The 23,644-nt window shown below is 61.7% G+C and carries 20 protein-coding genes; 8 read left to right on the top strand and 12 right to left on the bottom strand.

Features of this window, described 5'->3' with window-relative positions:
- Window positions 1–8: 8 nt before the first annotated feature.
- The 4 genes from BMZ57_RS14150 to BMZ57_RS14135 all read right to left on the bottom strand — a co-directional run bounded on the left by BMZ57_RS14150 (window position 9) and on the right by BMZ57_RS14135 (window position 3,584).
- Window positions 9–206 carry a hypothetical protein gene (locus BMZ57_RS14150; protein WP_010210740.1) on the bottom strand — a complete coding sequence of 66 codons (198 nt, stop codon included), beginning with the start codon at window positions 204–206 and terminating at the stop codon, window positions 9–11.
- An 83-nt stretch (window positions 207–289) separates the two neighbouring features.
- Complete coding sequence (gene mapR, locus BMZ57_RS14145; protein WP_010210739.1) at window positions 290–1,699, bottom strand: GntR family transcriptional regulator MpaR; 1,410 nt, start codon at window positions 1,697–1,699, stop codon at window positions 290–292.
- Window positions 1,700–1,750: 51 nt separating this feature from the next.
- Complete coding sequence (ccoG, locus tag BMZ57_RS14140; protein WP_010210738.1) at window positions 1,751–3,160, bottom strand: cytochrome c oxidase accessory protein CcoG; 1,410 nt, start codon at window positions 3,158–3,160, stop codon at window positions 1,751–1,753.
- A 184-nt stretch (window positions 3,161–3,344) separates the two neighbouring features.
- On the bottom strand, window positions 3,345–3,584 hold the full coding sequence (locus BMZ57_RS14135; RefSeq protein ID WP_010210735.1) for a DUF3203 family protein: 240 nt from the start codon (window positions 3,582–3,584) through the stop codon (window positions 3,345–3,347).
- Between the two features lie 120 nt (window positions 3,585–3,704).
- Here BMZ57_RS14135 and BMZ57_RS14130 point away from each other — a divergent pair, with 120 nt between their 5' ends.
- A complete protein-coding gene (locus BMZ57_RS14130; RefSeq protein WP_010210730.1) occupies window positions 3,705–4,196 on the top strand; it encodes an MgtC/SapB family protein in 492 nt (163 codons plus the stop codon).
- Here BMZ57_RS14130 and BMZ57_RS29510 read toward each other — a convergent pair.
- Window positions 4,174–4,350: a hypothetical protein gene (locus BMZ57_RS29510; RefSeq protein WP_010210726.1), complete on the bottom strand. Its 177-nt coding sequence runs from the start codon at window positions 4,348–4,350 to the stop codon at window positions 4,174–4,176. The two genes, BMZ57_RS14130 and BMZ57_RS29510, sit on opposite strands and share 23 nt — an antisense overlap.
- A gap of 204 nt (window positions 4,351–4,554) precedes the next feature.
- Here BMZ57_RS29510 and BMZ57_RS14125 point away from each other — a divergent pair, with 204 nt between their 5' ends.
- The 4 genes from BMZ57_RS14125 to BMZ57_RS14110 all read left to right on the top strand — a co-directional run bounded on the left by BMZ57_RS14125 (window position 4,555) and on the right by BMZ57_RS14110 (window position 13,478).
- On the top strand, window positions 4,555–6,537 hold the full coding sequence (locus BMZ57_RS14125; RefSeq protein ID WP_069672646.1) for an alpha-1,4-glucan--maltose-1-phosphate maltosyltransferase: 1,983 nt from the start codon (window positions 4,555–4,557) through the stop codon (window positions 6,535–6,537).
- A 141-nt stretch (window positions 6,538–6,678) separates the two neighbouring features.
- A complete protein-coding gene (gene treS / locus BMZ57_RS14120) occupies window positions 6,679–10,026 on the top strand; it encodes a maltose alpha-D-glucosyltransferase (RefSeq protein ID WP_047543202.1) in 3,348 nt (1,115 codons plus the stop codon).
- Window positions 10,023–12,260 carry a 1,4-alpha-glucan branching protein GlgB gene (gene glgB / locus BMZ57_RS14115; RefSeq protein ID WP_069672645.1) on the top strand — a complete coding sequence of 746 codons (2,238 nt, stop codon included), beginning with the start codon at window positions 10,023–10,025 and terminating at the stop codon, window positions 12,258–12,260. Before treS ends, glgB begins: the two co-directional genes overlap by 4 nt.
- A 51-nt stretch (window positions 12,261–12,311) precedes the next feature.
- Window positions 12,312–13,478 carry a GGDEF domain-containing protein gene (locus BMZ57_RS14110; RefSeq protein WP_021491755.1) on the top strand — a complete coding sequence of 389 codons (1,167 nt, stop codon included), beginning with the start codon at window positions 12,312–12,314 and terminating at the stop codon, window positions 13,476–13,478.
- 3 nt (window positions 13,479–13,481) lie between these two features.
- Here BMZ57_RS14110 and BMZ57_RS14105 read toward each other — a convergent pair whose 3' ends face one another.
- The 3 genes from BMZ57_RS14105 to BMZ57_RS14095 all read right to left on the bottom strand — a co-directional run bounded on the left by BMZ57_RS14105 (window position 13,482) and on the right by BMZ57_RS14095 (window position 17,956).
- Window positions 13,482–15,659: a hybrid sensor histidine kinase/response regulator gene (locus tag BMZ57_RS14105; RefSeq protein ID WP_021491754.1), complete on the bottom strand. Its 2,178-nt coding sequence runs from the start codon at window positions 15,657–15,659 to the stop codon at window positions 13,482–13,484.
- 149 nt (window positions 15,660–15,808) lie between these two features.
- Window positions 15,809–16,660, bottom strand: a complete 852-nt coding sequence (locus BMZ57_RS14100) for a CAP domain-containing protein (protein WP_010210719.1) — start codon at window positions 16,658–16,660, stop codon at window positions 15,809–15,811.
- An 81-nt stretch (window positions 16,661–16,741) separates the two neighbouring features.
- Entirely contained in the window at window positions 16,742–17,956 is a 1,215-nt protein-coding gene (locus tag BMZ57_RS14095; protein ID WP_069672644.1) for an MFS transporter, read from the bottom strand.
- Window positions 17,957–18,069: 113 nt separating this feature from the next.
- Here BMZ57_RS14095 and BMZ57_RS14090 point away from each other — a divergent pair, with 113 nt between their 5' ends.
- Together BMZ57_RS14090 and BMZ57_RS14085 are read left to right on the top strand one after the other, a co-directional pair.
- Window positions 18,070–18,978: a LysR family transcriptional regulator gene (locus tag BMZ57_RS14090; protein WP_069672643.1), complete on the top strand. Its 909-nt coding sequence runs from the start codon at window positions 18,070–18,072 to the stop codon at window positions 18,976–18,978.
- A gap of 20 nt (window positions 18,979–18,998) precedes the next feature.
- On the top strand, window positions 18,999–19,667 hold the full coding sequence (locus BMZ57_RS14085; protein ID WP_069672642.1) for a GNAT family N-acetyltransferase: 669 nt from the start codon (window positions 18,999–19,001) through the stop codon (window positions 19,665–19,667).
- A 113-nt stretch (window positions 19,668–19,780) separates the two neighbouring features.
- Here BMZ57_RS14085 and BMZ57_RS14080 read toward each other — a convergent pair whose 3' ends face one another.
- Window positions 19,781–20,374: a TetR/AcrR family transcriptional regulator gene (locus tag BMZ57_RS14080; RefSeq protein ID WP_047543214.1), complete on the bottom strand. Its 594-nt coding sequence runs from the start codon at window positions 20,372–20,374 to the stop codon at window positions 19,781–19,783.
- A gap of 69 nt (window positions 20,375–20,443) precedes the next feature.
- Here BMZ57_RS14080 and BMZ57_RS14075 point away from each other — a divergent pair, with 69 nt between their 5' ends.
- Window positions 20,444–21,043 carry an NAD(P)H-dependent oxidoreductase gene (locus BMZ57_RS14075; protein WP_010210709.1) on the top strand — a complete coding sequence of 200 codons (600 nt, stop codon included), beginning with the start codon at window positions 20,444–20,446 and terminating at the stop codon, window positions 21,041–21,043.
- A 1-nt stretch (window position 21,044) separates the two neighbouring features.
- Here the strand turns inward: BMZ57_RS14075 and BMZ57_RS14070 are convergent, their stop codons facing one another.
- The 3 genes from BMZ57_RS14070 to BMZ57_RS14060 all read right to left on the bottom strand — a co-directional run bounded on the left by BMZ57_RS14070 (window position 21,045) and on the right by BMZ57_RS14060 (window position 23,464).
- A complete protein-coding gene (locus tag BMZ57_RS14070) occupies window positions 21,045–21,434 on the bottom strand; it encodes a hypothetical protein (RefSeq protein ID WP_047543216.1) in 390 nt (129 codons plus the stop codon).
- A 32-nt stretch (window positions 21,435–21,466) separates the two neighbouring features.
- A complete protein-coding gene (locus tag BMZ57_RS14065) occupies window positions 21,467–22,723 on the bottom strand; it encodes a 3-phosphoshikimate 1-carboxyvinyltransferase (protein WP_010210707.1) in 1,257 nt (418 codons plus the stop codon).
- Window positions 22,724–22,909: 186 nt separating this feature from the next.
- Window positions 22,910–23,464, bottom strand: coding sequence for a UPF0149 family protein (locus BMZ57_RS14060; RefSeq protein WP_044287069.1), 555 nt, complete (start codon window positions 23,462–23,464; stop codon window positions 22,910–22,912).
- Window positions 23,465–23,644: the final 180 nt, after the last annotated feature.

Below are 23,644 nucleotides of genomic sequence, written 5' to 3'. Positions count from 1 at the left end.
CCTGCTGCTTACGTCTGTAGATGGTGCAGCACGTCGTAACCCTTGCGGGAAAAAGCCTGGAGCAGGCTGGCTTCGGAATTGTCCAGGATGCTGGAACCGTTGCTGGCCGAGCCGTCTATCTGTCCATTACGGCGATGGCTGGCGTTCAAGTAACGATCGTCTGCGTTATCGAGAAATCGCAATACCTTGTCCAGGTCGATCGCCAACAGGGCGCCCCATTGGCGCGTGCATTTCGCGTAGCTGTTGCGTGCGCGTTCTTGTGTGGCCTCTTGTGGAGTGGGGTTCCTGCTCAAAACGATCGGATAATACGCCCCAATGTTTCCATGGCTTCCTCCGATGCCTCGGTCCACGGACTGCCGTAATTCAGGCGAATGCAGTTCCTGAAGCGCTGGGTCGCCGAGAAGATCGGCCCCGGCGCAATGCTGATGCCTTGCGCCAAGGCCATCTGGAACAACTTTAACGAATCCGTCTGCTCCGGCAGCTCCAGCCACAGGAAATACCCGCCGGCGGGTTGGCTGACGCGCGTCTGCGCCGGGAAGTAGCGGGCGATGGCCGTCAGCATGGCGCTTTGCTGTTCCTCCAGGGCATAGCGCAATTTGCGCAGGTGCCGGTCATAACCGCCGTGCTGCAAGTAATCGGCAATCGCCGCCTGGGCGGGCATCGAAGGGCAAAGCGAGGTCATCAACTTCAAGCGCTCAACCTTTTGCGCGAAGCGCCCGGCGGCCACCCAACCCACGCGATAGCCGGGGGCCAGGCTCTTGGCGAAAGAGCCGCAATGCATCACCAGGCCTTCGGTGTCGAACGCCTTGGCGGGTTTCGGCGCCTGTTGGCCGTAATACAGTTCGGCGTACACATCGTCTTCGATCAAGGGCACTTGATGGCCGCGTAACAGCTCCACCAGTGCCTGCTTCTTGGCTTCCGGCAGGGTTGCGCCCATGGGGTTCTGGAAGCTGGTCATGGTCCAGCAGGCCTTGATCGGGTAGCGCTCCAGGGTTTGCGCGAGCGCGTTGAGGTCAATGCCATCGCGCGGGTGCACGGGGATTTCCACTGCCTTGAGTTTCAAACGCTCCAACACTTGCAGGCAGGCGTAGAACGCCGGGGCTTCGATGGCCACCAGGTCACCGGGTTCCGTGACGGCTTGCAGGCACAGGTTCAAAGCCTCCAACGCGCCGTTGGTGATCAGCAGCTCTTCCATCGGCAGCATCAACCCGCCGACCATGTAGCGCAGGGCAATCTGCCGGCGCAGTTGCGGGTTGCCCGGCGACATGTCGGTGACCACCAGGCGCGGGTCCATCTCACGGCTGGCGCTGGCCAGGGAGCGCGCCAGGCGCGGCAGTGGAAACAGCATAGGGCTGGGGAACGCCGAGCCGAACGGTACGGTGTTCGGGTCCTTGATCGAATCGAGTACCGAGAACACCAGTTCGCTCACATCCACTTCGGTGGACTCATGCACCTGCTCACTCACCACCGGCTCGGAAAACGGGCTGGGGGCATGGGTATTGACGAAATACCCGGAGCGTGGCCGCGCGCGGATCAGGCCACGGCGCTCCAGCAGGTAGTAAGCCTGGAACACCGTGGACGGGCTGATGCCGTAGGTCTGACTGGCATAGCGCACCGAGGGCACTCGCTGGCCGGGGCCCAGCACGCCGGAGCGGATCAGTTCTGCAATGTCGTCGGCGAATTTTTCGTAGCGTTTCATGAATATCCAAAAGATTTACGGTAGGAGCCGGCTTCTACAGGTTGCGAGGGTTCAGCGGTTCAGCGGTGCGACAAAACGGCTGTCGGCAGCGCTGTAGATCCATGGTTCATCCACATCCGTCACCTTGAAGCGCAAGGTCTGCGAACTGCTCGCAGGTTTGTCTGCCAGCAACGCCACCGACACGGGTACATCGCTGATTTCCCCCGGCGCCAGGCTGATCTCGGTCTTGCCTTGCAACTGGAAGCCCTCGGCGTCCACCAGCTCCAAGCGATAGTCCTGGCGCTGCTGCGTCTTGTTGATCACCTTGAGGCTGTAGATGTTTTCGATCAAACCCTGGGCGTTCTCGCGGAACATGCCCCGGTCCTTGGTCACGTCCAGCGACACCATTGGCCGCTCCACCAACGCCACCACCAGCGCCGCAATCATCACCAGCAGCACGGCACTGTAGCCGATCAGACGCGGCCTTAGCAGGTGCGTCTTGCCGCCTTGCAGTTGATGTTCGCTGGTGTAGCTCACCAGGCCGCGCGGGTAGCCCATTTTGTCCATGATCGAATCGCAGGCGTCGATGCACGCCGCGCAGCCGATGCACTCCATTTGCAGGCCGTCGCGGATGTCGATGCCAGTGGGGCAGACCTGCACGCACAGCTGGCAGTCGATGCAGTCGCCCAGGCCGACGTCGGCGGGTTTGACCTCACGTTTGCGCGGGCCACGCTGTTCGCCGCGTGCCACGTCATAGGAAATGGTCAGTGTGTCTTTGTCGAACATTACGCTCTGGAACCGCGCATACGGGCACATGTGCATGCACACCGCTTCACGCAGCCAGCCGGCATTGATGTAGGTGGCGCCGGTAAAGAACAGCACCCAGAACAGGCTGACGCCGCCCATCTGCCAGGTCAGTAGTTCGGCCGCCAAGGGGCGGATCGGCGTGAAATAGCCGACAAACGTCAGACCGGTCAGCACGCTGATGCCCAGCCATAACGTGTGCTTGGCCGAGCGTCGCGCCAATTTGTTCAGGCTCCAGGGTGCGGCTTGCAGCTTGATGCGCTGGTTGCGCTCGCCTTCGGTGACTTTTTCGCACCACATGAACAGCCAGGTGAACGAGCTTTGCGGGCAGGTGTAGCCGCACCAGACGCGACCGGCGAACACCGTGATCGCAAACAGGCCGAAGGCGCAGATGATCAGCAGCGCCGACAGCAGGATGAAGTCCTGCGGCCAGAATGTCGCTCCAAAGATGTGAAATTTGCTTTCAGCCAGGTCCCACAGCACCGCCTGCCGATCGTCCCAGTTCAGCCACACGGTGCCGAAAAAGGCCAGGAACAGGAAGCCCGCACCGCTCACGCGCAAGGTACGGAACAGCCCGGTGAAACTGCGGGTATGAATCAGGTTGTCACTGGATTTGGCCTTCACCTTCTTTGGGTGTGTGGGCTCAAAGATTTCCACGGTTGGGATGTGTTCGCTCATGGTCATTCGCTCATCAGCCTCCATCAGGCGGATGAACTATGCGCGTGACGCTGTTTGCATAACAGACTCAGGTATGGCGATAAAAAGCGGATCAGAAGGTGCGCGGGAAGATCGCTGCGACAATGTGCTGCACCCCGTGGCGTCAGGGGTGCAGCGTTATTTTGAATGCGCTGACACAGATCAATTAAATCAGCGAACCAGGTTCTTCTGCCTTCACGTGCTGACGTCCGTCATGGGCGCCGGCCACGGTCAGGGCATCGGCCTCCGCTTCAGTGATGTAGATCCGTTCGGCGGCCAATTCCACGTAGGACATGGATTTGTCGAGGTCGGTAACAATATTGACCCGAGTCGCCGGCACGCTCTGTTCCTGGCCGTTGTCATCGAGCATGAAGTAGCACAGGTGGTTTTCGATACGAATGGGCATGCCGTTCTCCTTATTCATGGGCTATGAGGATTAGGGGGCAGTAATGTGTGGGGGTTCCAGGCAACTGACTGGCGGTCACCGCTGTCCATGCTTTACCAACCATGACAAAGGACAGCTTCGATGGACGCTTGGTGGCTTGAAGTGTGGCAAACCCTGCAGGCTGAATTCGCCGACATTGGCGACGCCAAGCAGCTCACCCAGATCACCGTGCGCCTGCTGATCGCGGCGACCCTGGGCGGCATTCTTGGCTTTGAGCGAGAGAGCAAGGGCAAGGCCGCCGGGGTGCGCACCCACATGCTGGTGGCGTTGGGCGCGGCTTTATTTGTGATGGTGCCGCAAATGTCCGGCAACCAGGCGGATGCCATGAGCCGGGTGGTGCAGGGTGTGATTGCGGGGATCGGCTTCCTGGGCGCGGGCACGATCATCAAGGGCAAGGATGATGAAGAGGGCCACGTCAAAGGCCTGACCACCGCAGCTGGTTTGTGGATGACCGCTGCGATCGGGGTCTCGGCCGGGTTGGGCCGGGAATCGACAGCGGTACTCAGTACGTTACTGGCCTTGGTGGTGTTCAGCGTGATGCCGAAGATCGTCAAGCGTTTCGAGAAGGACTGACGATCACTGGCGGCATGGTCGTAGGGGGTTCCTCCACCGGCGGTGGCTCATTTTCGGGTGGTTCTTTTTCCGGAATGGGCTGCGGTTCGGTGGGCGGCAGGGTGGGTTTGTCGATATTCGGGTCCGGCGTTTCTGCCGGGATCGGGATATTCATCGGTGTGGCCTCCTTTGTGCTTTGCTCTATCGGTGGACAGCCACCGGGGCGAATTGATTCCCCGCCCGATGGCGGCATATCCAGCTGAACTTTTAACCGGAGCCCAGGCTCGGACCTATTACGGTCATGCTCAGGAAGAGCGCGGCCGCCTCAGAATTCGGATCAAGCAAAGAGCGTCCACAGGGCGTAAGGGGAAGATGCTCGATGACTGCTGAAATAGAATCTTTGTTACCACTGTCCCAGGCACTGTTGCTGCCCAGGATTGCGATCGAAAGCACCACCCCCGTGATTGATGGCGGCGAATTTGCCGTGAAGGCCGTGGTCGGCCAACAGGTCAATGTCACCAGCAAAGTGTTCGCCGACGGCCATGACAAGCTCGCCGTGCTGATCCGCTGGCGCCCGCTTCAGGATGAAAGCTGGCACAGCGTGGTCATGACCGACGTGGGCAACAACGGCTGGGAGGGCACGTTTACCGTGACCCAGCAAGGCCCTCACGAATACTGCATCGAAGCCTGGATCGATACCTTCGCCAGCTTTTGCTATGAGCTACGCAAGAAACATGAGGCCGGCGTGCCGGTGAGCCTGGAGTTGCAGGAAGGCCGTAGCCTGGTGCTGCAAGCTGCCGAGCGCAGTGACAATGAGCTGCGCGATCGCCTGATGTTGCTGCACCATGAACTCTCCGGGCTGCTGGAAACCGAGCAGGTCGCGCAGTTCCTGCACGAAGACAGTGCACACCTGATGACCCAGGCCGATCATCGCGCCTATTTGAGCATCAGCACGGTTTACCCGATTGATGTGGAGCGTGAGGCGGCGCTGTTTGCCAGCTGGTATGAGCTGTTTCCGCGCTCGATCACTGACGATCCTGCGCGTCACGGCACCTTTAATGACGTGCACTCGCGGCTGTCGATGATCCATGACATGGGCTTCGACGTGCTGTACTTCCCGCCGATCCACCCGATCGGGCGTAGCCACCGCAAGGGCAAGAACAACTCGCTGACCGCCGGCCCGGACGATCCGGGCAGCCCTTATGCGATTGGCAGCGAGGAGGGTGGCCATGAAGCCATCCATCCGCAACTGGGCAGTCGCGATGACTTCCGTCGCCTGGTCCAGGCGGCCGCCGAGCATGGGTTGGAGATCGCCCTGGACTTCGCGATCCAGTGTTCCCAGGACCATCCATGGCTCAAGGCCCATCCCGGCTGGTTCAACTGGCGCCCGGACGGCACGATCAAATACGCGGAGAACCCACCGAAGAAATATCAGGACATCGTCAACGTCGACTTTTATGCCGCAGATGCCATCCCGAGCCTGTGGACGGAACTGCGCGACATCGTGGTGGGCTGGGTGGAAGAGGGCGTGAAGACCTTTCGCGTCGACAACCCCCACACCAAGCCGCTGCCGTTCTGGCAATGGCTGATCAGCGATGTCCGGTCCAAGTACCCCGAGGTGATTTTTCTCGCCGAAGCCTTCACCACCCCGGCGATGATGGCGCGCCTGGGTAAGGTCGGCTATTCCCAGAGCTACACCTATTTCACCTGGCGTAACACCAAGGCCGAGTTGAGCGAATACCTGACGCAGCTGAACGAATCACCGTGGCGCGAGTGCTACCGGCCGAATTTCTTCGTCAATACGCCGGACATCAACCCTGCCTTCCTGCACGAATCCGGCCGTGCCGGCTTCTTGATCCGTGCGGCACTGGCCACCATGGGCTCAGGGCTCTGGGGCATGTATTCAGGCTTCGAACTGTGCGAATCAGCCCCGGTGCCGGGTAAAGAGGAATACCTGGACTCGGAGAAATACGAAATCCGCCCACGGGACTACACGGCGCCCGGCAATATCATCGCCGAGATCGCCCAGCTCAATCGCATTCGCCGGCAGAACCCGGCGCTGCAGACACACCTGGGGCTCAAGCTCTACAACGCCTGGAACGACAACATCCTGTATTTCGGCAAGCGCAGCGAGGATGGCAGCAACTTCATCCTGGTGGCCGTGAACCTTGACCCATTCAACGCCCAGGAAGCCCATTTCGAGTTGCCGCTATGGGAGTTGGGCCTGCCGGACGACGCCCAGACCCAGGGCGAAGACTTGATGAACGGCCATCGCTGGACCTGGTATGGCAAGAACCAGTGGACGCGACTGGACCCACAGATGCCCTTTGGAATCTGGCGTATCACCCATTCCCCAGCCTGATGGAGATCCCCTGTGAGAGCGGGCTTGCCTGCGATTGCGATGTGTCAGTTCAGGGACTGACAGACCGTTATCGCAAGCAAGTCAGCGCCCTCACTGGATCGTATTCCGGCCACAGAATTTTAGTGTTTTCAGGAGTTTCCAATGGCGAAGAAACCCAACGCTGCCACCTTTATCAAAGACCCGCTCTGGTACAAAGACGCGGTGATTTATCAGGTTCACGTCAAATCCTATTTCGACTCCAATAACGACGGTATCGGTGATTTTCCCGGCCTGATCGCCAAGCTCGACTACATCGCTGATCTGGGCGTGAACACCATTTGGTTGCTGCCGTTCTACCCCTCGCCACGCCGTGACGATGGCTATGACATTGCCGAATACCGTGGCGTGCACAGCGACTACGGCACCATGGCCGATGCCAAGCGCTTCATCGCCGAGGCGCACAAGCGCGGGCTGCGGGTGATCACCGAGCTGGTGATCAACCATACCTCCGACCAGCACCCCTGGTTCCAGCGCGCACGTAAGGCCAAGCCCGGCTCGGCGGCACGGGACTTCTACGTGTGGTCGGATGACGACCAGAAATACGACGGCACGCGCATCATCTTCCTCGACACCGAGAAGTCCAACTGGACCTGGGACCCAGTCGCGGGCCAATACTTCTGGCACCGTTTCTACTCTCACCAGCCCGACCTCAACTTTGACAACCCCCAGGTGATGAAAGCCGTGTTGTCGGTGATGCGCTACTGGTTGGACATGGGCATCGACGGCCTGCGCCTCGACGCCATCCCGTACCTGATCGAGCGCGACGGCACTAACAACGAAAACCTTCCTGAAACCCACGATGTGCTCAAGCAGATCCGCGCCGAAATCGACGCCCATTATCCTGACCGTATGCTGCTGGCCGAAGCCAATCAGTGGCCGGAAGACACGCAGCTGTACTTCGGTGACAAGAAGGGCGACGACGGCGATGAATGCCACATGGCGTTTCACTTCCCGCTGATGCCACGCATGTATATGGCGCTGGCCCAGGAAGATCGCTTCCCGATCACCGACATCCTGCGCCAGACTCCGGAAATTCCGGCCAACTGCCAGTGGGCGATCTTCCTGCGCAACCACGATGAGTTGACATTGGAAATGGTCACCGACAAGGAGCGCGATTACCTGTGGAACTACTACGCCGCTGACCGTCGCGCGCGGATCAACCTGGGTATTCGTCGCCGTCTTGCACCGTTGATGGAGCGTGACCGTCGTCGAGTCGAGCTGCTCAACAGCCTGTTGCTGTCGATGCCCGGTACGCCCACCCTGTACTACGGCGATGAGATCGGCATGGGCGATAACATCTACCTCGGCGACCGCGATGGCGTGCGCACGCCGATGCAATGGTCCATCGACCGCAATGGCGGGTTCTCTCGCGCCGACCCGGCCAGCCTGGTACTGCCGCCGATCATGGACCCGCAATACGGCTACCCGTCGGTGAATGTCGAGACCCAGGCCCAGGACCCCCATTCGCTGCTGAACTGGACCCGGCGCATGCTGGCGGTGCGCAAGCAGTCCAAGGCGTTTGGTCGTGGCAGCTTGAAAATGCTCTCGCCGAGCAACCGCCGCATCCTGGCCTATACCCGTGAATTCACCGGCGAAGATGGGCGCAACGAGATCATTCTCTGCGTGGCCAACGTGTCGCGCAGTGCCCAGGCGGCCGAGCTGGACCTGTCGGCATTCGCCGGCATGGTGCCGGTGGAGATGCTGGGCGGTAATGCCTTCCCGCCCATCGGCCAGTTGAATTTCCTGCTGACCCTGGCGCCCTATGGCTTTTATTGGTTCGTGCTGGCGCCGGAAAACCAGATGCCCAGCTGGCACGTGGAGCCGGCCCAGAGCATGCCGGACTTCACCACGCTGGTGTTGAAAAAGCGTATGGAAGAACTGCTGGACGAACCGTGTCGCGCCTCCCTGGAACAGACAGTGCTGCCAGCCTGGCTGCCCAAGCGCCGCTGGTTCGCCGGCAAGGACACGGCCATCGACAGCGTGCGCATTGCTTACGGCGTGCGCTTTGGCGACCCGCAACACCCGGTGTTGCTCAGCGAACTGGAAGTGACGGCCGGTGGACAGGTCAGTCGTTATCAGTTGCCGTTCGGTTTCCTCGGCGAAGATCAGTTCACCAGCGCCTTGCCCCAGCAATTGGCGTTGGCCCGTGTGCGGCGCGTGCGTCAGGTGGGGTTGGTGACCGATGCCTTCAGCCTCGAACACTTTGTCCGCGCCGTGATCCAGGGGTTGCAGGCGGGTACCCTGCTCAACACCCATGAAGGCGAGCTGCGCTTTGCGGCCACCCCGCACCTGGCCAAGCTGCAACTGACGGATGAGTCCGAGGTGCGCTACCTGTCGGCCGAGCAGTCCAACAGCTCGGTGGTGGTGGGCGAGAGCCTGGTGCTCAAGCTGATCCGCAAAGTCGCCTCCGGCGTGCACCCGGAACTGGAAATGAGCGCCTACCTGACCGAAGCCGGCTACCCGAATATCTCGCCGTTGCTGGGCTCGATGATTCGCCACGACGCCGAGGGCCAGGACAACCTGCTGATGATTGCCCAAGGCTACTTGAGCAACCAGGGCGACGCCTGGGGCTGGACCCAGAATAACCTGGAGCGCGCGATCCGCGACGAACTGGCCGAAGCCATGTCCGAACAGGAACAGCACTACAACGCCCTCGGCGAGTTGGCTGACTTTGCCGGGTTGCTTGGCCAACGCCTGGGCGAGATGCACCGGGTGCTCGGCGCGAAAACCACCAACAAGGACTTCAAGCCGGAAGTCACCACTGTCAAGGACACCCAGGCCTGGGCCAAGGATGTCGGCGCGCAATTGGACCGCGCGTTGCAACTGCTCAAACTTCATCAAAGCCAGTTGAACCTGGCGGATCAAGCGCTGGTCAGTGAATTGCTGGCGCAGAAAAAAGCCATCGCCAGCCATGTGCAGGCCCTGGCGAAAGCCACGGCCGGCGGATTGCGTATTCGGGTCCATGGTGACTTGCACCTGGGCCAGGTGCTGGTGGTCAAGGGCGATGCCTACCTGATCGACTTTGAAGGTGAGCCGGCGCGCCCACTGCATGAGCGACGCGGCAAGCACAGCCCGTATAAAGATGTGAGCGGCGTGTTGCGTTCCTTCGACTATGCAGCGGCCATGGCCTTGAATGTACAAGGGGTGGATCACTCGCCCGAGGCGGACCAGGCGCGCAAACGCGTGACTGACCGTTACCTGAAAGAAGCACGCCAGGCCTTTATCCAGGCCTATCAGTCCGCTACGTCTACACTGGCGCATGACTGGCAGGATGCCAAAGGCCAGGACGCAGCGCTGACGTTGTTCAGCCTGGAGAAGGCCGCGTATGAAGTGGCCTACGAAGCGGAAAACCGCCCGACCTGGTTGCCAGTGCCCCTGCAAGGGTTGCACGGACTGTTGAGCGGGCTTGCGCCTATATCGAAAACTGCACGCGGTGGGGAGACGTCATGAGCTTTACAAATAAAGAACCGCTGCAACCGAAGTTGACGGCATTGCCGGCGTCCAAGGACGTCGAAGCGCTGGTACGCGCCGAACACCATGACCCGTTCTCGATTCTCGGGCCACACGATGATGATCACGGCGGCCAGTTTATCCGTGCGTTCCTGCCTGAAGCGTTGAGTGTCCAGGTACTGGCCCGCGACAGTGGTGAGCAGATCGGTAGCCTGGACGCGAGCCAGGTGCCCGGTCTGTTTGTCGGGCACTTTCACACGCGCCAGGTGTACCTGTTGAAAATCCAGTGGGCGGGTGGCGAGCAGATCACGGAAGACCCTTATAGCTTCCAGCAACTGTTGCTCGGTGAAATGGACCTGTACCTGTTCGCCGAAGGCAATCACCGCGACCTTGGCAGCTGCCTCGGTGCCCAGGTGACCAGCGTCGACGGCGTGCAAGGTGTGCGTTTTGCGGTGTGGGCACCGAATGCTCGGCGGGTGTCGGTGGTGGGCGACTTCAATATCTGGGACGGTCGCCGACACCCGATGCGCCTGCGCCATCCTTCCGGCGTGTGGGAGATCTTTATCCCACGCCTGCAGCCGGGCGCTGCCTACAAGTACGAAGTGCTCGGCGCCAACGGGATCCTGCCGCTCAAGGCCGACCCTGTGGCGCTGGCCACCCAATTGCCGCCGGACACTGCGTCAAAGGTCGCCGAGCCCTTGCAGGTCGACTGGCAGGACCACGCATGGATGCAGTCGCGGGTGGAAAAGCAGAAGACCACCGCGCCGCTGTCGATCTATGAATTGCACGTGGGTTCCTGGCAGGCCGAGCTGGACGAGGCGGGCGAAGTGGCACGCCAGTACAATTGGCGCGAGCTGGCTGAACGTCTGATTCCCTATGTGCAGCAACTGGGCTTCACCCATATCGAGTTGATGCCGATCATGGAGCATCCGTTCGGCGGCTCGTGGGGCTATCAGGCCTTGTCACAATTCGCACCGACGGCACGCTTCGGCTCGCCGCAGGATTTCGCCTATTTCGTCGATGCACTGCATCAGGCCGATATCGGCGTGATCCTCGATTGGGTGCCGGCGCACTTTCCCACGGATACCCACGGCCTGGCGCAATTTGACGGCACCGCGCTGTACGAATATGCCAACCCGCTGGAAGGTTTCCACCAGGATTGGGACACGCTGATCTACAACCTGGGCCGCACCGAAGTGCATGGTTTCATGCTGGCTTCGGCGCTGCACTGGCTCAAACATTTCCACATTGACGGGCTGCGCGTGGATGCGGTGGCCTCGATGCTCTACCGCGACTACTCGCGCAAGGCCGGCGAGTGGGTACCGAACCGTCATGGCGGCCGCGAAAACCTGGAAGCGATCGACTTCCTGCGTCACCTGAACGATGTGGTCGCCATCGAGGCGCCTGGCGCCCTGGTGATCGCCGAGGAATCCACCGCCTGGCCCGGCGTCAGCCAGCCGACCCAGCAGGGCGGCCTGGGCTTCAACTACAAATGGAACATGGGCTGGATGCACGATTCCCTGCATTACATCCAGCAGGACCCGGTGTATCGCGCCCATCACCACAACGAGCTGAGTTTCGGCCTGGTATACGCCTGGTCCGAGCGTTTCATCCTACCGATCTCCCACGATGAGGTGGTGCACGGCAAGCATTCGCTGATCGACAAGATGCCTGGCGACCGCTGGCAGAAGTTTGCCAACCTGCGTGCCTATCTGGCGTTCATGTGGATGCACCCCGGCAAAAAACTGTTGTTCATGGGCTGCGAATTCGGCCAATGGCGCGAGTGGAACCACGACCAGCAGCTGGATTGGTACTTGCTGCAGTATGCTGAGCACAAAGGCGTGCAAAGGCTGGTCGGCGACCTTAACCGCCTGTACCGCGAGGAACCCGCCCTGCATGAGCAGGACGACGCGCCCCAAGGCTTCCAGTGGCTGATCGGTGACGATGCGATCAACAGCGTCTACGCCTGGCTGCGCTGGAGCAAGGACGGCAGGCCAGTGCTGGTGGTGGCCAACTTCACCCCGGTGCCGCGTGAGGGTTATAAAGTCGGCGTGCCGTTCAGCGGGCGCTGGAGCGAAGTGATCAATAGCGACGCGGACATGTACGCCGGCTCCAATTACGGAAATGGAGGGGAGATATTTACCCAGGATGAGCCGCACCATGGACAGGCGGTATCGCTGTCGTTGAATCTCCCGCCGCTTGGCGTACTGATTCTGCGTCCGGAACCGCTTTAAAGGCTCTACCGTGCTGGATTCTGTTGTCCGCACTACTGGCAGGGTGCCACAATGGCGCCTTTGTCGTGGCAGTCGGATCGGGCGAATTTCATGAATGGCCTTGAGCGTGGGCAGGACCATGATTGCTTCATAGAGGAGCAGGTGCGAACCGATCGTTTGCACCAGCTGTTCCGGCAGTCATTCGCTGCGATATTCGGCAGTTACCTGGCTGCGGTGATGCTGTGCTGGCTGTGCTGGGAGCGGTTTGACCATCAGGTTATCTTGGTCTGGCTGGTGGTATTGGCGGCGACGTCGCTGATTCGCATCATGATGTTCATGAAGTGGTTTCGCTGCCCCAATGCCGAACGCACTCCAGACCGCTGGGAACGCCGTTACTGGGTTACGTTGCTGCTGTCTGCCGCAACCTGGGGCCTCGGCGCCTTGGCGGTGATGCCCACCGATGATCGGTTGTCCCAGGTGCTGGTGATGCTGTTTACCGTGGGTATGTCGGTCAGCGCCGTGTCCTGTTACTCGGCTTATCGCTACATGACGCTGGCTTCCATGGCCGTGGTGCTGTTGCCGTGCACGCTATGGCTGCTGTTCCAGCCGTCGTCGATGCAAGTGGGCGTAGCCGTTGCGGTGCTGGTGTTCTCCACCTTTGTCGTCAGCGCCACGCGCAAGCTCTCGGATGCTTTGGAGAAGGCCTTTCGCCTGACCCGGCAGATGGAGCGTGCCCACAACATTTCCACCCGCGCCGCACAGACCGACGAACTCACCGGCCTGATGAACCGCCGTGCCTTCTTTGAACATGCCCAGGTGTTGTACGCCCAATGCCGTCACAACCGGCAACCGCTGTGTGCGCTGATGATGGACATGGACCACTTCAAGGAAATCAACGACACCTACGGCCACCAGGCTGGTGACCAGGTGTTGCGTCAGATCGGCGGGGTGATCAGCACGTCGTTCCGCCAAGCCGATGTGTACGGGCGCCTGGGCGGCGAAGAGTTTGCTGTGTTGCTGCCCAATACGTCGCTGGAAACCGCGCGGGATATTGCCGAGCAGTTGATCAAGGCCATTTCGGGATTGGCCTCCGAGCCGGTGCATGGGTTGACCGCCAGTCTGGGTGTGGCGTCCACCCATGCGCAGGATCAGGACTTGCACGGCCTGATGAACACCGCTGACAAGGCCCTGTATCGCGCCAAGGCCCAGGGCCGCAATCAGGTGGCAGTGGCGGAGTAGGGCTCAGGGCATCGCCTTGGCGAGCGCCCGGGCAACCTGGTCGGCGGAGTAGGGCTTGGGCAGGAACTCAAACCCTTCGTAACCGCTGTCGGCCAGTTCCTCGCTGTAGCCGGACGTGAGCACCACCGGCAAGTCCGCGCGCCGTTGCCGCAGTACTTTCGCCATGGCTACGCCGGTCATACCGGGCATCACCACATCCGAAAAAACGCCATCGAACGCCAGGGCGTCCGTGCCGGCCAAGGCGAGGGCCTGCTCCGCGTTGGTGGCCCAAGTGGTCTGGTAGCCCAGATCCTGGAGGATCTGGGTGGCGAAGCGGCCCACTTCGAGGTTGTCTTCCACGATCAGGATGTGGCGTTGCGCGGCATCGTGCGTGGGCGCAGGGCCTTGCTGCGGTTGCTCGTCAGGTAGCGCCTGTGGCGTCGCCTCTGGCAGGTATAGCGTAAAGACCGAGCCTTGCCCTGGGGTGCTGACGACTTCTACGTTGCCCCCGGACTGCTTGGCAAAGCCGAATACCTGGGACAGTCCCAGCCCGGTGCCTTTGCCTACGGCCTTGGTGGTAAAGAACGGCTCGAAAATGCGTTCGACGGCGTCGCCAGGAATACCGCTGCCGGTATCGGCCAGGGAAATGCTCACAAACGGTTGTCGGGCTTCCGCATCGCCCCGGATCCTTGGCATTGCTTCGACAGTGACCACGCGCAGGGTCAGGGTGCCTTGACCCTCCATCGCATCCCGGGCATTAAGGGCGATATTGATCAGCGCGGTTTCAAACTGGCTGGCGTCCACCCGCACATGGCAAGGGTGCTCGGGCAGTTGCACCTGCACGTGGATGCGTGCGCCGGTGACGCTTTCAAGCATTTCGCCAATGTTCTTGACCCGCTGGCCCGCATCGAAGACTTCCGGGTTGAGCGGTTGGCGCCGGGCGAACGCGAGGAGTTGGCTGGTGAGCTTGCTGGCGCGCTCGACGGTGTCGGAAACAGCGCTCATGTAGCGCTGGCGCCGCTCTTCGGAAAGCCCGGGCTGGCGCAGAAAGTCGACCGACGAGCGAATGATGGTCAGCAGGTTGTTGAAGTCATGGGCAACGCCACCGGTCAATTGGCCGATGGCTTCGAGTTTCTGCGACTGGTGCAGCGCGGCTTCGGCCTGGGTGAGGGCGGCAGTGCGCTCCATTACACGCTGTTCGAGGGTGGCATTCAGCTCGGTGAACGCCGCTAGGCCTTCGCGTACGGCGGCGTCGGCGCGTACCCGTTCGATATGGGCCCAGGAGCGTTCGGTGACTTCGCCTACCAGCGCCAGGTCGTAGGGTGACCAGACGCGCGCCTTCTTGTGATGCACCGCCATCAAGGCGGTCAGGCGGCCGTCCTTGATCAGTGGGAAACACACCGTCGCCAGGACGTCCAGGGCCTGATAGCTGGCGGCTTCCTCGGGTGGGAACTCCACCCGGTTGTCCTCAACCACCAGTGGCTCACCCGCGCGCAACTGCCGCACTGCCCGTGCGCCGAACGAGGCGAGGCTGTAGCGCCCTACAATGCTGGGCGAGCCCGGTGCCGCCCAATTGCCGCGAATGGTGAAGCCGTCTTCGTCGGCGTCCATGTCCGCGTAAGCGCAGTTGGACACCTGCAAGTGCTCAGCCAGCAGGCGTGTGGTGGTGGACATGATGGTTTCGGCGTCGGTGGCATTGGCCACCGCACTGCCCACGGCATCCAGCACGGCCAGGCGGCGGGCGAGGAACACGGTGGCGGTGGTTTCCGTAACGGTGTCGAGCATGCCCACGACCCTGCCTTGAGGGTCGCGGATCGGGCTGTAGCAAAAGGTGAAGTACGCCTGCTCGGAACCGTTGCCGCGCTCGATCAGCAGGGGGAAGTTCTCGATGTAGGTGGCATGCCCCTCGAACGCCGCATTGGCGATGGGGCCGATGTCTGCCCAAGCCTCATGCCACACCTCGCTGAACGGGCGGCCCAGCGCATAGGGCTTGTCCCCCAGAATCGGGATGAAGGCGTCGTTGTACAGCATGGTCAATTGCGGCCCCCACACAATGGATTGGGGGAAGCTTGAGGCGAGGCAAAGCGCCACGGTGGTCTTGAGCACATCCGGCCACTGCTCCAGCGGCCCCAGGGGCGAGCTTGCCCAATCATGCAGGCGAACCCGCTCAGCCATGTCGCTGCTGCTTTGCAGCCAATTCATCGCGAGAACACCTTGTTTGCCACCGCCTGTCGAACGCCTGAAGTCAGGTTAACTATCAACAGACCGGAATGACCGCTGCCAAGTTCAGCGCCATTATCCATGAGATGGCGATTTGATGCTGCAACCGTTTGATCGACCTGCACATTGACTTATTGCGCGCCGAAAACCCCCGTCCAGTAAATCCCTGCATCACTCTTCGGGTCCATGGCATACGCCGCGCCCAGTTCACGGAATTGCGGGTTCATCAGGTTGGCGCAATGGGCCGGGCTGGCCAGCCAGCCATCCACGACTTTGCGTGGGGTATCCAGGCCGGCGGCGATGTTCTCGCCGATGTTCTTCGCGATGTATCCCGCCAGTTCGGCACGGTCGCCAGGGGTACGGCCGTCATGGTCGAGGTGGTCAAAGAAATTGCCATTGGCCATGTTGCGCGTGTGGCTGTTGGCAGCGCTGGCCAGGTCTTCGTTCCAGGACAATGGTGTGGTCGCGGTAAAGGCCTGGGTGCCGCACTGGCGCGGCTGCGAACGCGCGGTGTTGATCAGGTTCAGCACCTGCCGGCCTTCGGTCTGCCAGTCGCCCAGGCCGCTGGTGAGCAGTGGGCGGGCGAGCACGATGCGCCAGTCCTGGCCGCTGTTGCTCACGCCGATATCGACAAATTGTGGATCCAGCACCACGCGGCAGAAGCTTTCGCGCACGGCCTTCATGGCTGCCTGGGCATCCTTGGGGCCGGACAGGCTGATGGCCTGCACGTTGACCATCGGGTACGCGGCCCGCGCCAGCGCCTGCTGCAGGTCACCGACATTGGTGGCCGGCAGCACCAGCCGCGTATCGCTGGTCAGCGGTGGCAGTTCCTGGGAACCCTGGTCGCCGCAGCGCTGCACCTGGCTGCGGTATTGGTTGATCTCTTGTACCAACTGACTTTCTTCATTCGCCATCGCGCTGGCGCAGAACACCGTACTGGCGGCCAGCGTCGTAAGACCCATCATCAATGACAGAACGCGCATGGACGTTACCCTTGAGCTTGAAAGTGCCCATGATGCGCGATGTAACCCGGTCTGGCGCAACGCCTTTTTTGTTTTTTTGCCTCAATGGATGTTCTGGAGGCCGTTGAAAGCAGCAAAGCGGCGCCATGCCATCACGCTGGCCAGCAGGATCAAGCCCAATGCCACGCTGAACGTTGTATGCAGGCCATAGGCCACGGATTGGGGAAGGGCGCGGGTGACATCCGGGCTGGCCCAGGCGAACACCGCCCCCAATGCCCAGGCGCCGACGATCAGCCCCAGGTTGCGTGACAGGTTTAACAGGCCCGACACCGTGCCACGACGCGCGCCCTCCACGTCGCCCATCACGGCAGTGTTGTTGGCGGCCTGGAACAGGCTGTAGCCGGTGGTCAGGATCACCAAGGCGCCCAAATAGACGAATAGACCCCAAGCGCAGGACAGCAGCAGGGCGCCACAGGCCATCATGCCCAGGCCGGCCAGCGTCATGCGCGGGCTGCCGAGGCGGTCGGTGAGCCTGCCGGCCGGTACGCCGGTGATGGCCGCGACGCAGGGGCCGACCGCCATGACCAAGCCCATCCATTCGGGATCGAGTCCCAGTCCTCGGGACAAGTAGAACGGGCCGACCACAAACGTGGCCATGATCACAGCGGCCACCAGGGCACTCATGACCAACCCGGTGCGCAACGACGCATCTTTTAATGATGGCCAGAAACCTGAGCCGGCCGAGGAGCGCGCGTGGGGCCGATCAACCGGCAAATAGCAACAGGCAAGGGCGACCGCCACCAATCCCAATGGCACGCCAACCAGAAAGATCGCCTGCCAGCCCCACACACTCAGCAACACGCCGCCGACACTGGGCCCCATCGCGGTGCCAACGGCCGACATCGTGCCCAGCAAACCCATCACCCGGCCGGTACGCGCCTTGGTGACGGTGTCACCGACCATGCCCAGGGCCATGGCCATCATCACTGCTGCGCCGAGGCCTTGCACGACGCGCGCTGCAATCAGCCACGCCAGGGACGACGCCATGCCGCACAACCCGCACGCCACGGCAAACAGCAGCAAACCGGCGAGCAACAACCGCCGCCGTCCGAACCGGTCGCCCAGACGTCCGGCGCTGACAATCACCGCCGTGATTGCCAGCAGATAGGCCAGCACCACCCATTGCACGGCGTGGAAAGAGGCATCAAACGCCCGCGTCAGGCTGGGCAGCGCGACATTGGCGATACTGGTGCCCAGGGAGGCCAGCAACATGGCCAGGGACAGGCTGACGAGGCTGCCACGTGAGGTGCTTTGCATGGACAATTCCTTGAATGAAGGCAACTGTCACAAATCTACGGTGTGGCTTAACATGGCGGAAGACGCATGGTGTGCAGTTAATACGTGCACCCGACGCCATATAAGGAGTGCTGATGCCCGATCTCAATCTGCTGATCACCCTGGATGTGCTGCTCGCCGAAGGCAGTGTTGCGGCTGCGGCCAAACGCCTGCGTCTGAGTCCTTCGGCCATGAGCCGAGCCTTGGCCCGTTTGCGCGAAACCACCGGCGACCCCTTGCTGGTACGCGCGGGTCGCGGCCTGGTGGCCACGCCCAGGGCGCTGGAGTTGCGTGATCAGGTCAGTCGTCTGGTGCAAGAGGCCAATGCCGTGCTGCGCCCCGTGCAATCCCTGAATATGAACCATGTGACGCGCACCTTCACCCTGCGTACCAGCGAAGAGTTTGTCGAAAATTTCGGTCCGGCATTGCTGGCCCGCGCCGCGAGGGACGCGCCCGGCGTGCGCTTGCGGTTCATCCACAAGGCCGACAAGGACAGCACTTTGCTACGCGAAGGCAGCGTCGACCTGGAGACCGGGGTGGTCGACCCCACTGCCGGCCCGGAAGTGCTGACCCAGGCGCTGTTTCGCGATCGCCTGGTCGGCGTTGTGCGCAGTGGTCACCCCCTCAGCCGGGGTGACGTCAGCGTCGAGCGTTATGCCGCAGGTCAGCACGTCTACGTATCCCGACGGGGCCAGGATCGAGGCCAGATCGACGACTTACTTGAATCCCAGGGCCTCACGCGACAGATCACTACCATTGTCGCCGGTTTCGCCGCTGCCATCGCCTTGGCCCGAGACACTGACTTGATCGCCAGCGTGCCGGAACGCTACACCGCCCATCAAACCGAGGGCCTGCACCGCTTTGCATTGCCGCTGACGTTGCCCACCTTCACCGTGGCGATGCTCTGGCATCCCAGGTTGGATGCCGACCTGGCCCATCGCTGGTTGCGCGGATGTTTGCGTGAGGTGTGTGGGCTGCAACAGGTACAATCGGCGCTGCCTTGACGTTAAACCCAGGAATTTGCATGTTCAGCCTTACCCGCTACACCACGCCGTGCCCCGAGCCCATCAATGCTCAGATCCTGCAGATGGTGGTGGACAACCTCACCGATATCAGCAGCGTGGCGCTGCCGCCGAGCAACCTGTTGTACAACATCTACCAGTACGCCATTGGCTTTGAGGTGCACCTTTACCTGGAGGCGCTGAACGGCGCCAAAGGCATCGCCGTCGAGTTGGTGGTGGCGATGGAAGCGGAAAAACTCATCGGCTTTTGCCTGTACCTGCCGGTGAAGGACGATTCGGAGGCCTGCGGCATTGCGTTCATGGCGGTACAGGTCGGTTACCGGCGTCAAGGTGTGGCGCGCGCAATGATGGGTGACGTGTTGAGCCGCTATCCCCATGCGGAACTGGCGTGCTCAGTGGAGAAGGTGCCGGCGTTCGAGGGCATGGGTTTCCAAGTGCGCGGTGCGCGGGGTACCCAGGTGCTGATGAACACGCGGGACTACGGCACGGAGGGCTTGATGGGCGTGCTGGATGTGGCGTCGATCTACCGCTCATTGGAAGTGCGGCAGATTCATACCTACCTGCTGCAAAAGCACGGCAAGCGCGCCATGGTGGATGCCGAGAAACAACGCGATCGGCACCTTGATCAACTGGCGCGCCGGGTGCAGCTGTTTCTACAGGATCGGGGCTGAAAGACAATCCCGCATTGGCCTTACGGCTTGGCCAGGTTGCCGTTGCCGCCAACACCGTCATCGGTAATGACACGCCCGCCGTGCCGGTTTATTCCTCGCCTGTCAGACGTTATTCACATGCGACTGCGATTGACCATCGCGAGGATGGTCGCCAGCAACTCCTGCTTCGCCTCTTCACGGCTGATCTCGCCGCTGGCTGCCGCCTGGGACAGCGCCTCCGCAGCGCCCAGCATGCCGCGCAGTCCCGCCTGGGACACGCGGCCGAAGGGCGACAGCGCGTCGCGGCATTTATCGAGGAAGATCGCCTCGTACTGGCGCTTGAGTGCTTCCAGCTCCGGCGAGCTGCTAAGGGCCGCAATCACCCCCGGGATTTCCCGACCCTGCAATAAAACGCAATCCACATAGGATTCGGCGATCACCCAGGCACGCTCTTCCAGCGTGTCGCCACTGGCCGCGATGGCGTTGGCGAAGACCTGATCCTGTCGCGCATCGAAGTCCTCATACAGCGCCGCCAGCAACCCGGCACGGGTGACGAAATGGTCGTACACCACCGGCTTGGTCACGCCCGCCAACTCCGCCAGGCGGCCAAGGGTCAGGGCTTCGGTGCCTTCATCGCGCACCAGTTGCCAGGCCACCTCCAAGAGTTGGCGCAGGCGATCTTCACGGGACAGGCGACGGCGGGGGGAGGTGGATTCGCTGCTTGACATGCTTATATACCAAAAGTAACTTACTAATCGTAACTTAAGCCTAGGCTAACCCCAAAGGGAGTCAATGTCATGCACGCACTCATCGTTGTTGCTCATCACGACCCGCAATCCCTCACCCATAGCGTGGCTGCGCAGGTGTCAGCCGGCCTTACTGCATCGGGCCACACCTTCGAAATCGCCGACATTGCCGCGGAAGGTTTCGACCCGCGCTACGCCGCCGCCGATCACTTAGTGCACCGTACCCGCGCCACGCCTCCGGCCGACGTGTTGGCCGAACAGGCCCGCATCGACCGCGCCGATGCGCTGGTGCTGGCATTCCCGATTTATTGGTGGTCGCTGCCGGGCCTGCTCAAGGGCTGGATCGACCGCGTCTTCGTCAACGGCTGGGCCATCGATTACGGCCCCGACACCCCGGTGGTGAAAAAGCTGCGGCACTTGCGGGTGCATCTGCTGGCGCTGGGTGCAGCGGACGCCGATGCGTTTGATCGACACGGCTACGCCAACGCGATGCGCACGCAAATTGACTACGGGATCTTTGATTACTGTGGCGCGCAGGTGGTGACGTCGGCGTTGTTGCTGGAGTCGGAAAGCGGCGCGGCGCAGGCGCATCTGGACAAGGCCAGGGCCTTGGGCAAAGGGCTGTTCGAAACCGAAACCGTGGCGGGTTGATTCAACCTTCGCGAAACAGGTCGTGGGCGTCAAGCAGGCGGTAGGCGATTTCCGGACGTTTCTCCATGCCCCGGCGGATGGCTGCCGGGATGGATTGGCGGGTCTTGCGGCACATGCCCGGCAGCTCGTCGATCACGATCTGGATACCGCGCATGCTCTTGACCTCGGTATGGCCGGGGGCCACGTGCACGCGGATGCCCAAAAGTTCGTACATCCGCTGCTGCATGTGCTCCAGGTCTTGCAGGCTCTTGAGGTCTTCCAGCCGGTCGAGCAGTTTTCTCTCTTCCTGTCGCGTCAGGTTGAGAATGCGCAGGTCGGCACCAGGCGCTTGCAGCAGTTGCTCGCGGTCGCAGACGCAGGCGCCGGGTGGGCAGGGTTGGCGAATTGTCATGTGCAGTGCCTCCCCATTCCGACGCCGCCCCTTTAATAGCTCAACTGAACCCCAAGACTGCCCAAGGCCTTCCAGTATTCAGGATAGGTCTTCGCGACGCAGTCCGGGTCCTGGATGCGGATCCCCGCGACTTTCAACCCCGCCAGCGCAAAGCACATGGCGATGCGGTGGTCGGCGTGGGTGTCGATCAGCGCGTTGCACGAGGTGCCGGCCAGGGCCGGATCGCTGGCCACCAGCAGGTCGTCGCCTTCGATGGTCGCCAGGCCCGGGCGGATCTCGTTCAGGCCGTCATGCAGGGCCTGGACGCGGTCGCACTCCTTGACCCGTAGGTTGGCCAGCTCGGTAAAGCGCACTGGGGTGTTGTTGAACGCGGCGAGTACCGCCAGGGTCGGGATGGCGTCCTGCATCTGCGAGCCGACGACTGTGGCTTGCATGTTTGGAAACTGCGCGATCACGGCCTGGGCCTTGGCATCCGGCTGGGTGAAATCCTGGGCGGCCACGCCGATGTCGATGCGGCCACCGGTCAACACTTCAGCGGCCCACAGGTAGGTCGCGGCGGAGGCGTCGGGTTCGATCAGGTAGTCGTGGGCGGTGTAGCCGGTGGGGGCCACGCGCCAGGTGGTGTCGTCGACCGCTTCAACCTGGGCACCGAAGGCGCGCATGCAGTCCAGGGTCAGGTCCACGTAGCCACGGGCACCAATGTCCTTGCCGGTCAACGCCACTTCAATCGGCGCTTCGCCACAGGCCGCGAGCATCAGCAGGGCCGATACGTATTGGCTGGACAGGCCGCCGTCGATCTCGAAACGCTTGGCCTTGATCTTGCCGACGCCGTGTACGGTGACCGGTGGGCAGCCGGTGGGGCTGTCGACCAGGATGCCGTTCTGGCCGAGGGTTGCCAGCAGCGGGCCGATCGGGCGTTTTTGCATGTAGTCATCGCCGTCCAGCACCACGGTGCCTTCCACGGTGGCGACGGCAGCGGTGAGGAAGCGCATGGCGGTGCCGGCGTTGCCGAGGAACAGTGGTTGCGACGGCAGTTGCAGTTTGCCTTGGCCGGTGACGACGAAGGTGGTGTCGTCCGGCTCGTCGATGGTTACACCCATCTGGCGCAGGGCTACGGACATGTGGCGGGTGTCGTCGCTCTTGAGCGCGCCGCTGAGGCGGCTGGTGCCGTTGGCCAGCGCGGCAAGCAGCAGGGCACGGTTGGTAATGGATTTGGAGCCGGGGGGCGCGACCTTGCCATTGAGGGGGAAGTTGGGCGGTGTAACGGTCACGGTTTTCTGCGAACTCAAGGTACAAGGCTCCTGATTCAAGGCAAGGTGGAACGGAGTGGCCGACGGGCGGACTGGAATAATCGGGCATAGACGCCGTGCTTGTCGAGCTTGGGGTCGTGGCCGCTGATATTTACTCGGTGTATGTGGGAACTGGCGTGCCTGCGATGCAGGCGCCTCGCTCCCTCTGATACGCCCAGCAGTCCTTTACCGCTTCGCCAACCAATACGCGTGCAGTGCTCGTGCTGCCGGTTCGAGTTCGCTGACGCGTTGCTGGTGTGCTTGCACGTCCAGGTCGGCGGGCAGTTCGAAGTTGTCCTGTTCGGCGCACCAGGAGATTTTTTCCAGCAGTGCTGCCTGTTCTGCCGGCAGCGCCGGCCAGTTGCCGATGGCCGCGCCGCGGATGTAGCCAAAACACCATTCTTCGGCCAGGGTCACGTTCTGGCCCTGGTGTTCGGTTTCGTCGAAGCGAGCCTTGAAGCCCTGGGCATCGGTGGCCAGCTGGCTTGCCAGGGTGTTGATGTGGCGCACGCACAGTTCGAGGAAGCTTTGCGCTTCATCCATGTTGTTCCACTCCGGGTTCTGGCCGCCCCAGATCGCCGGGAACCACTCAGCCACATCCACCTGCGCCGGGCTGGACACCAAGGCGGTGAAGTAGCCGTCGAGTTCGGCCAGGTTCAGCACCGAATGGTCGTCGCCGTACTTGAGCAGGGTGTTTTCGATGAACTCGAATTCGGCAGGGGTGAGGGGGTGGGCGTGCATGGGCATATCCTTTAAACGTCGAGCGCCGCGAATTGATGCCGAGCGCGAAAAACTCACGCTGTAAACTGAGATAAACCACTTCAGGATCTTTTGCATCCCTTGCAACAGAATGTCAAAACAGGTCAGAAGGTTGGTCTGAACATCCAAAATGATGATCGAGCCATCCTCCGCATTAAAACC

Source organism: Pseudomonas simiae (assembly GCF_900111895.1).
GTDB classification, from domain to species: Bacteria; Pseudomonadota; Gammaproteobacteria; order Pseudomonadales; family Pseudomonadaceae; genus Aquipseudomonas; species Aquipseudomonas simiae.
This window is presented reverse-complemented; position numbering and strand designations above follow the sequence as displayed.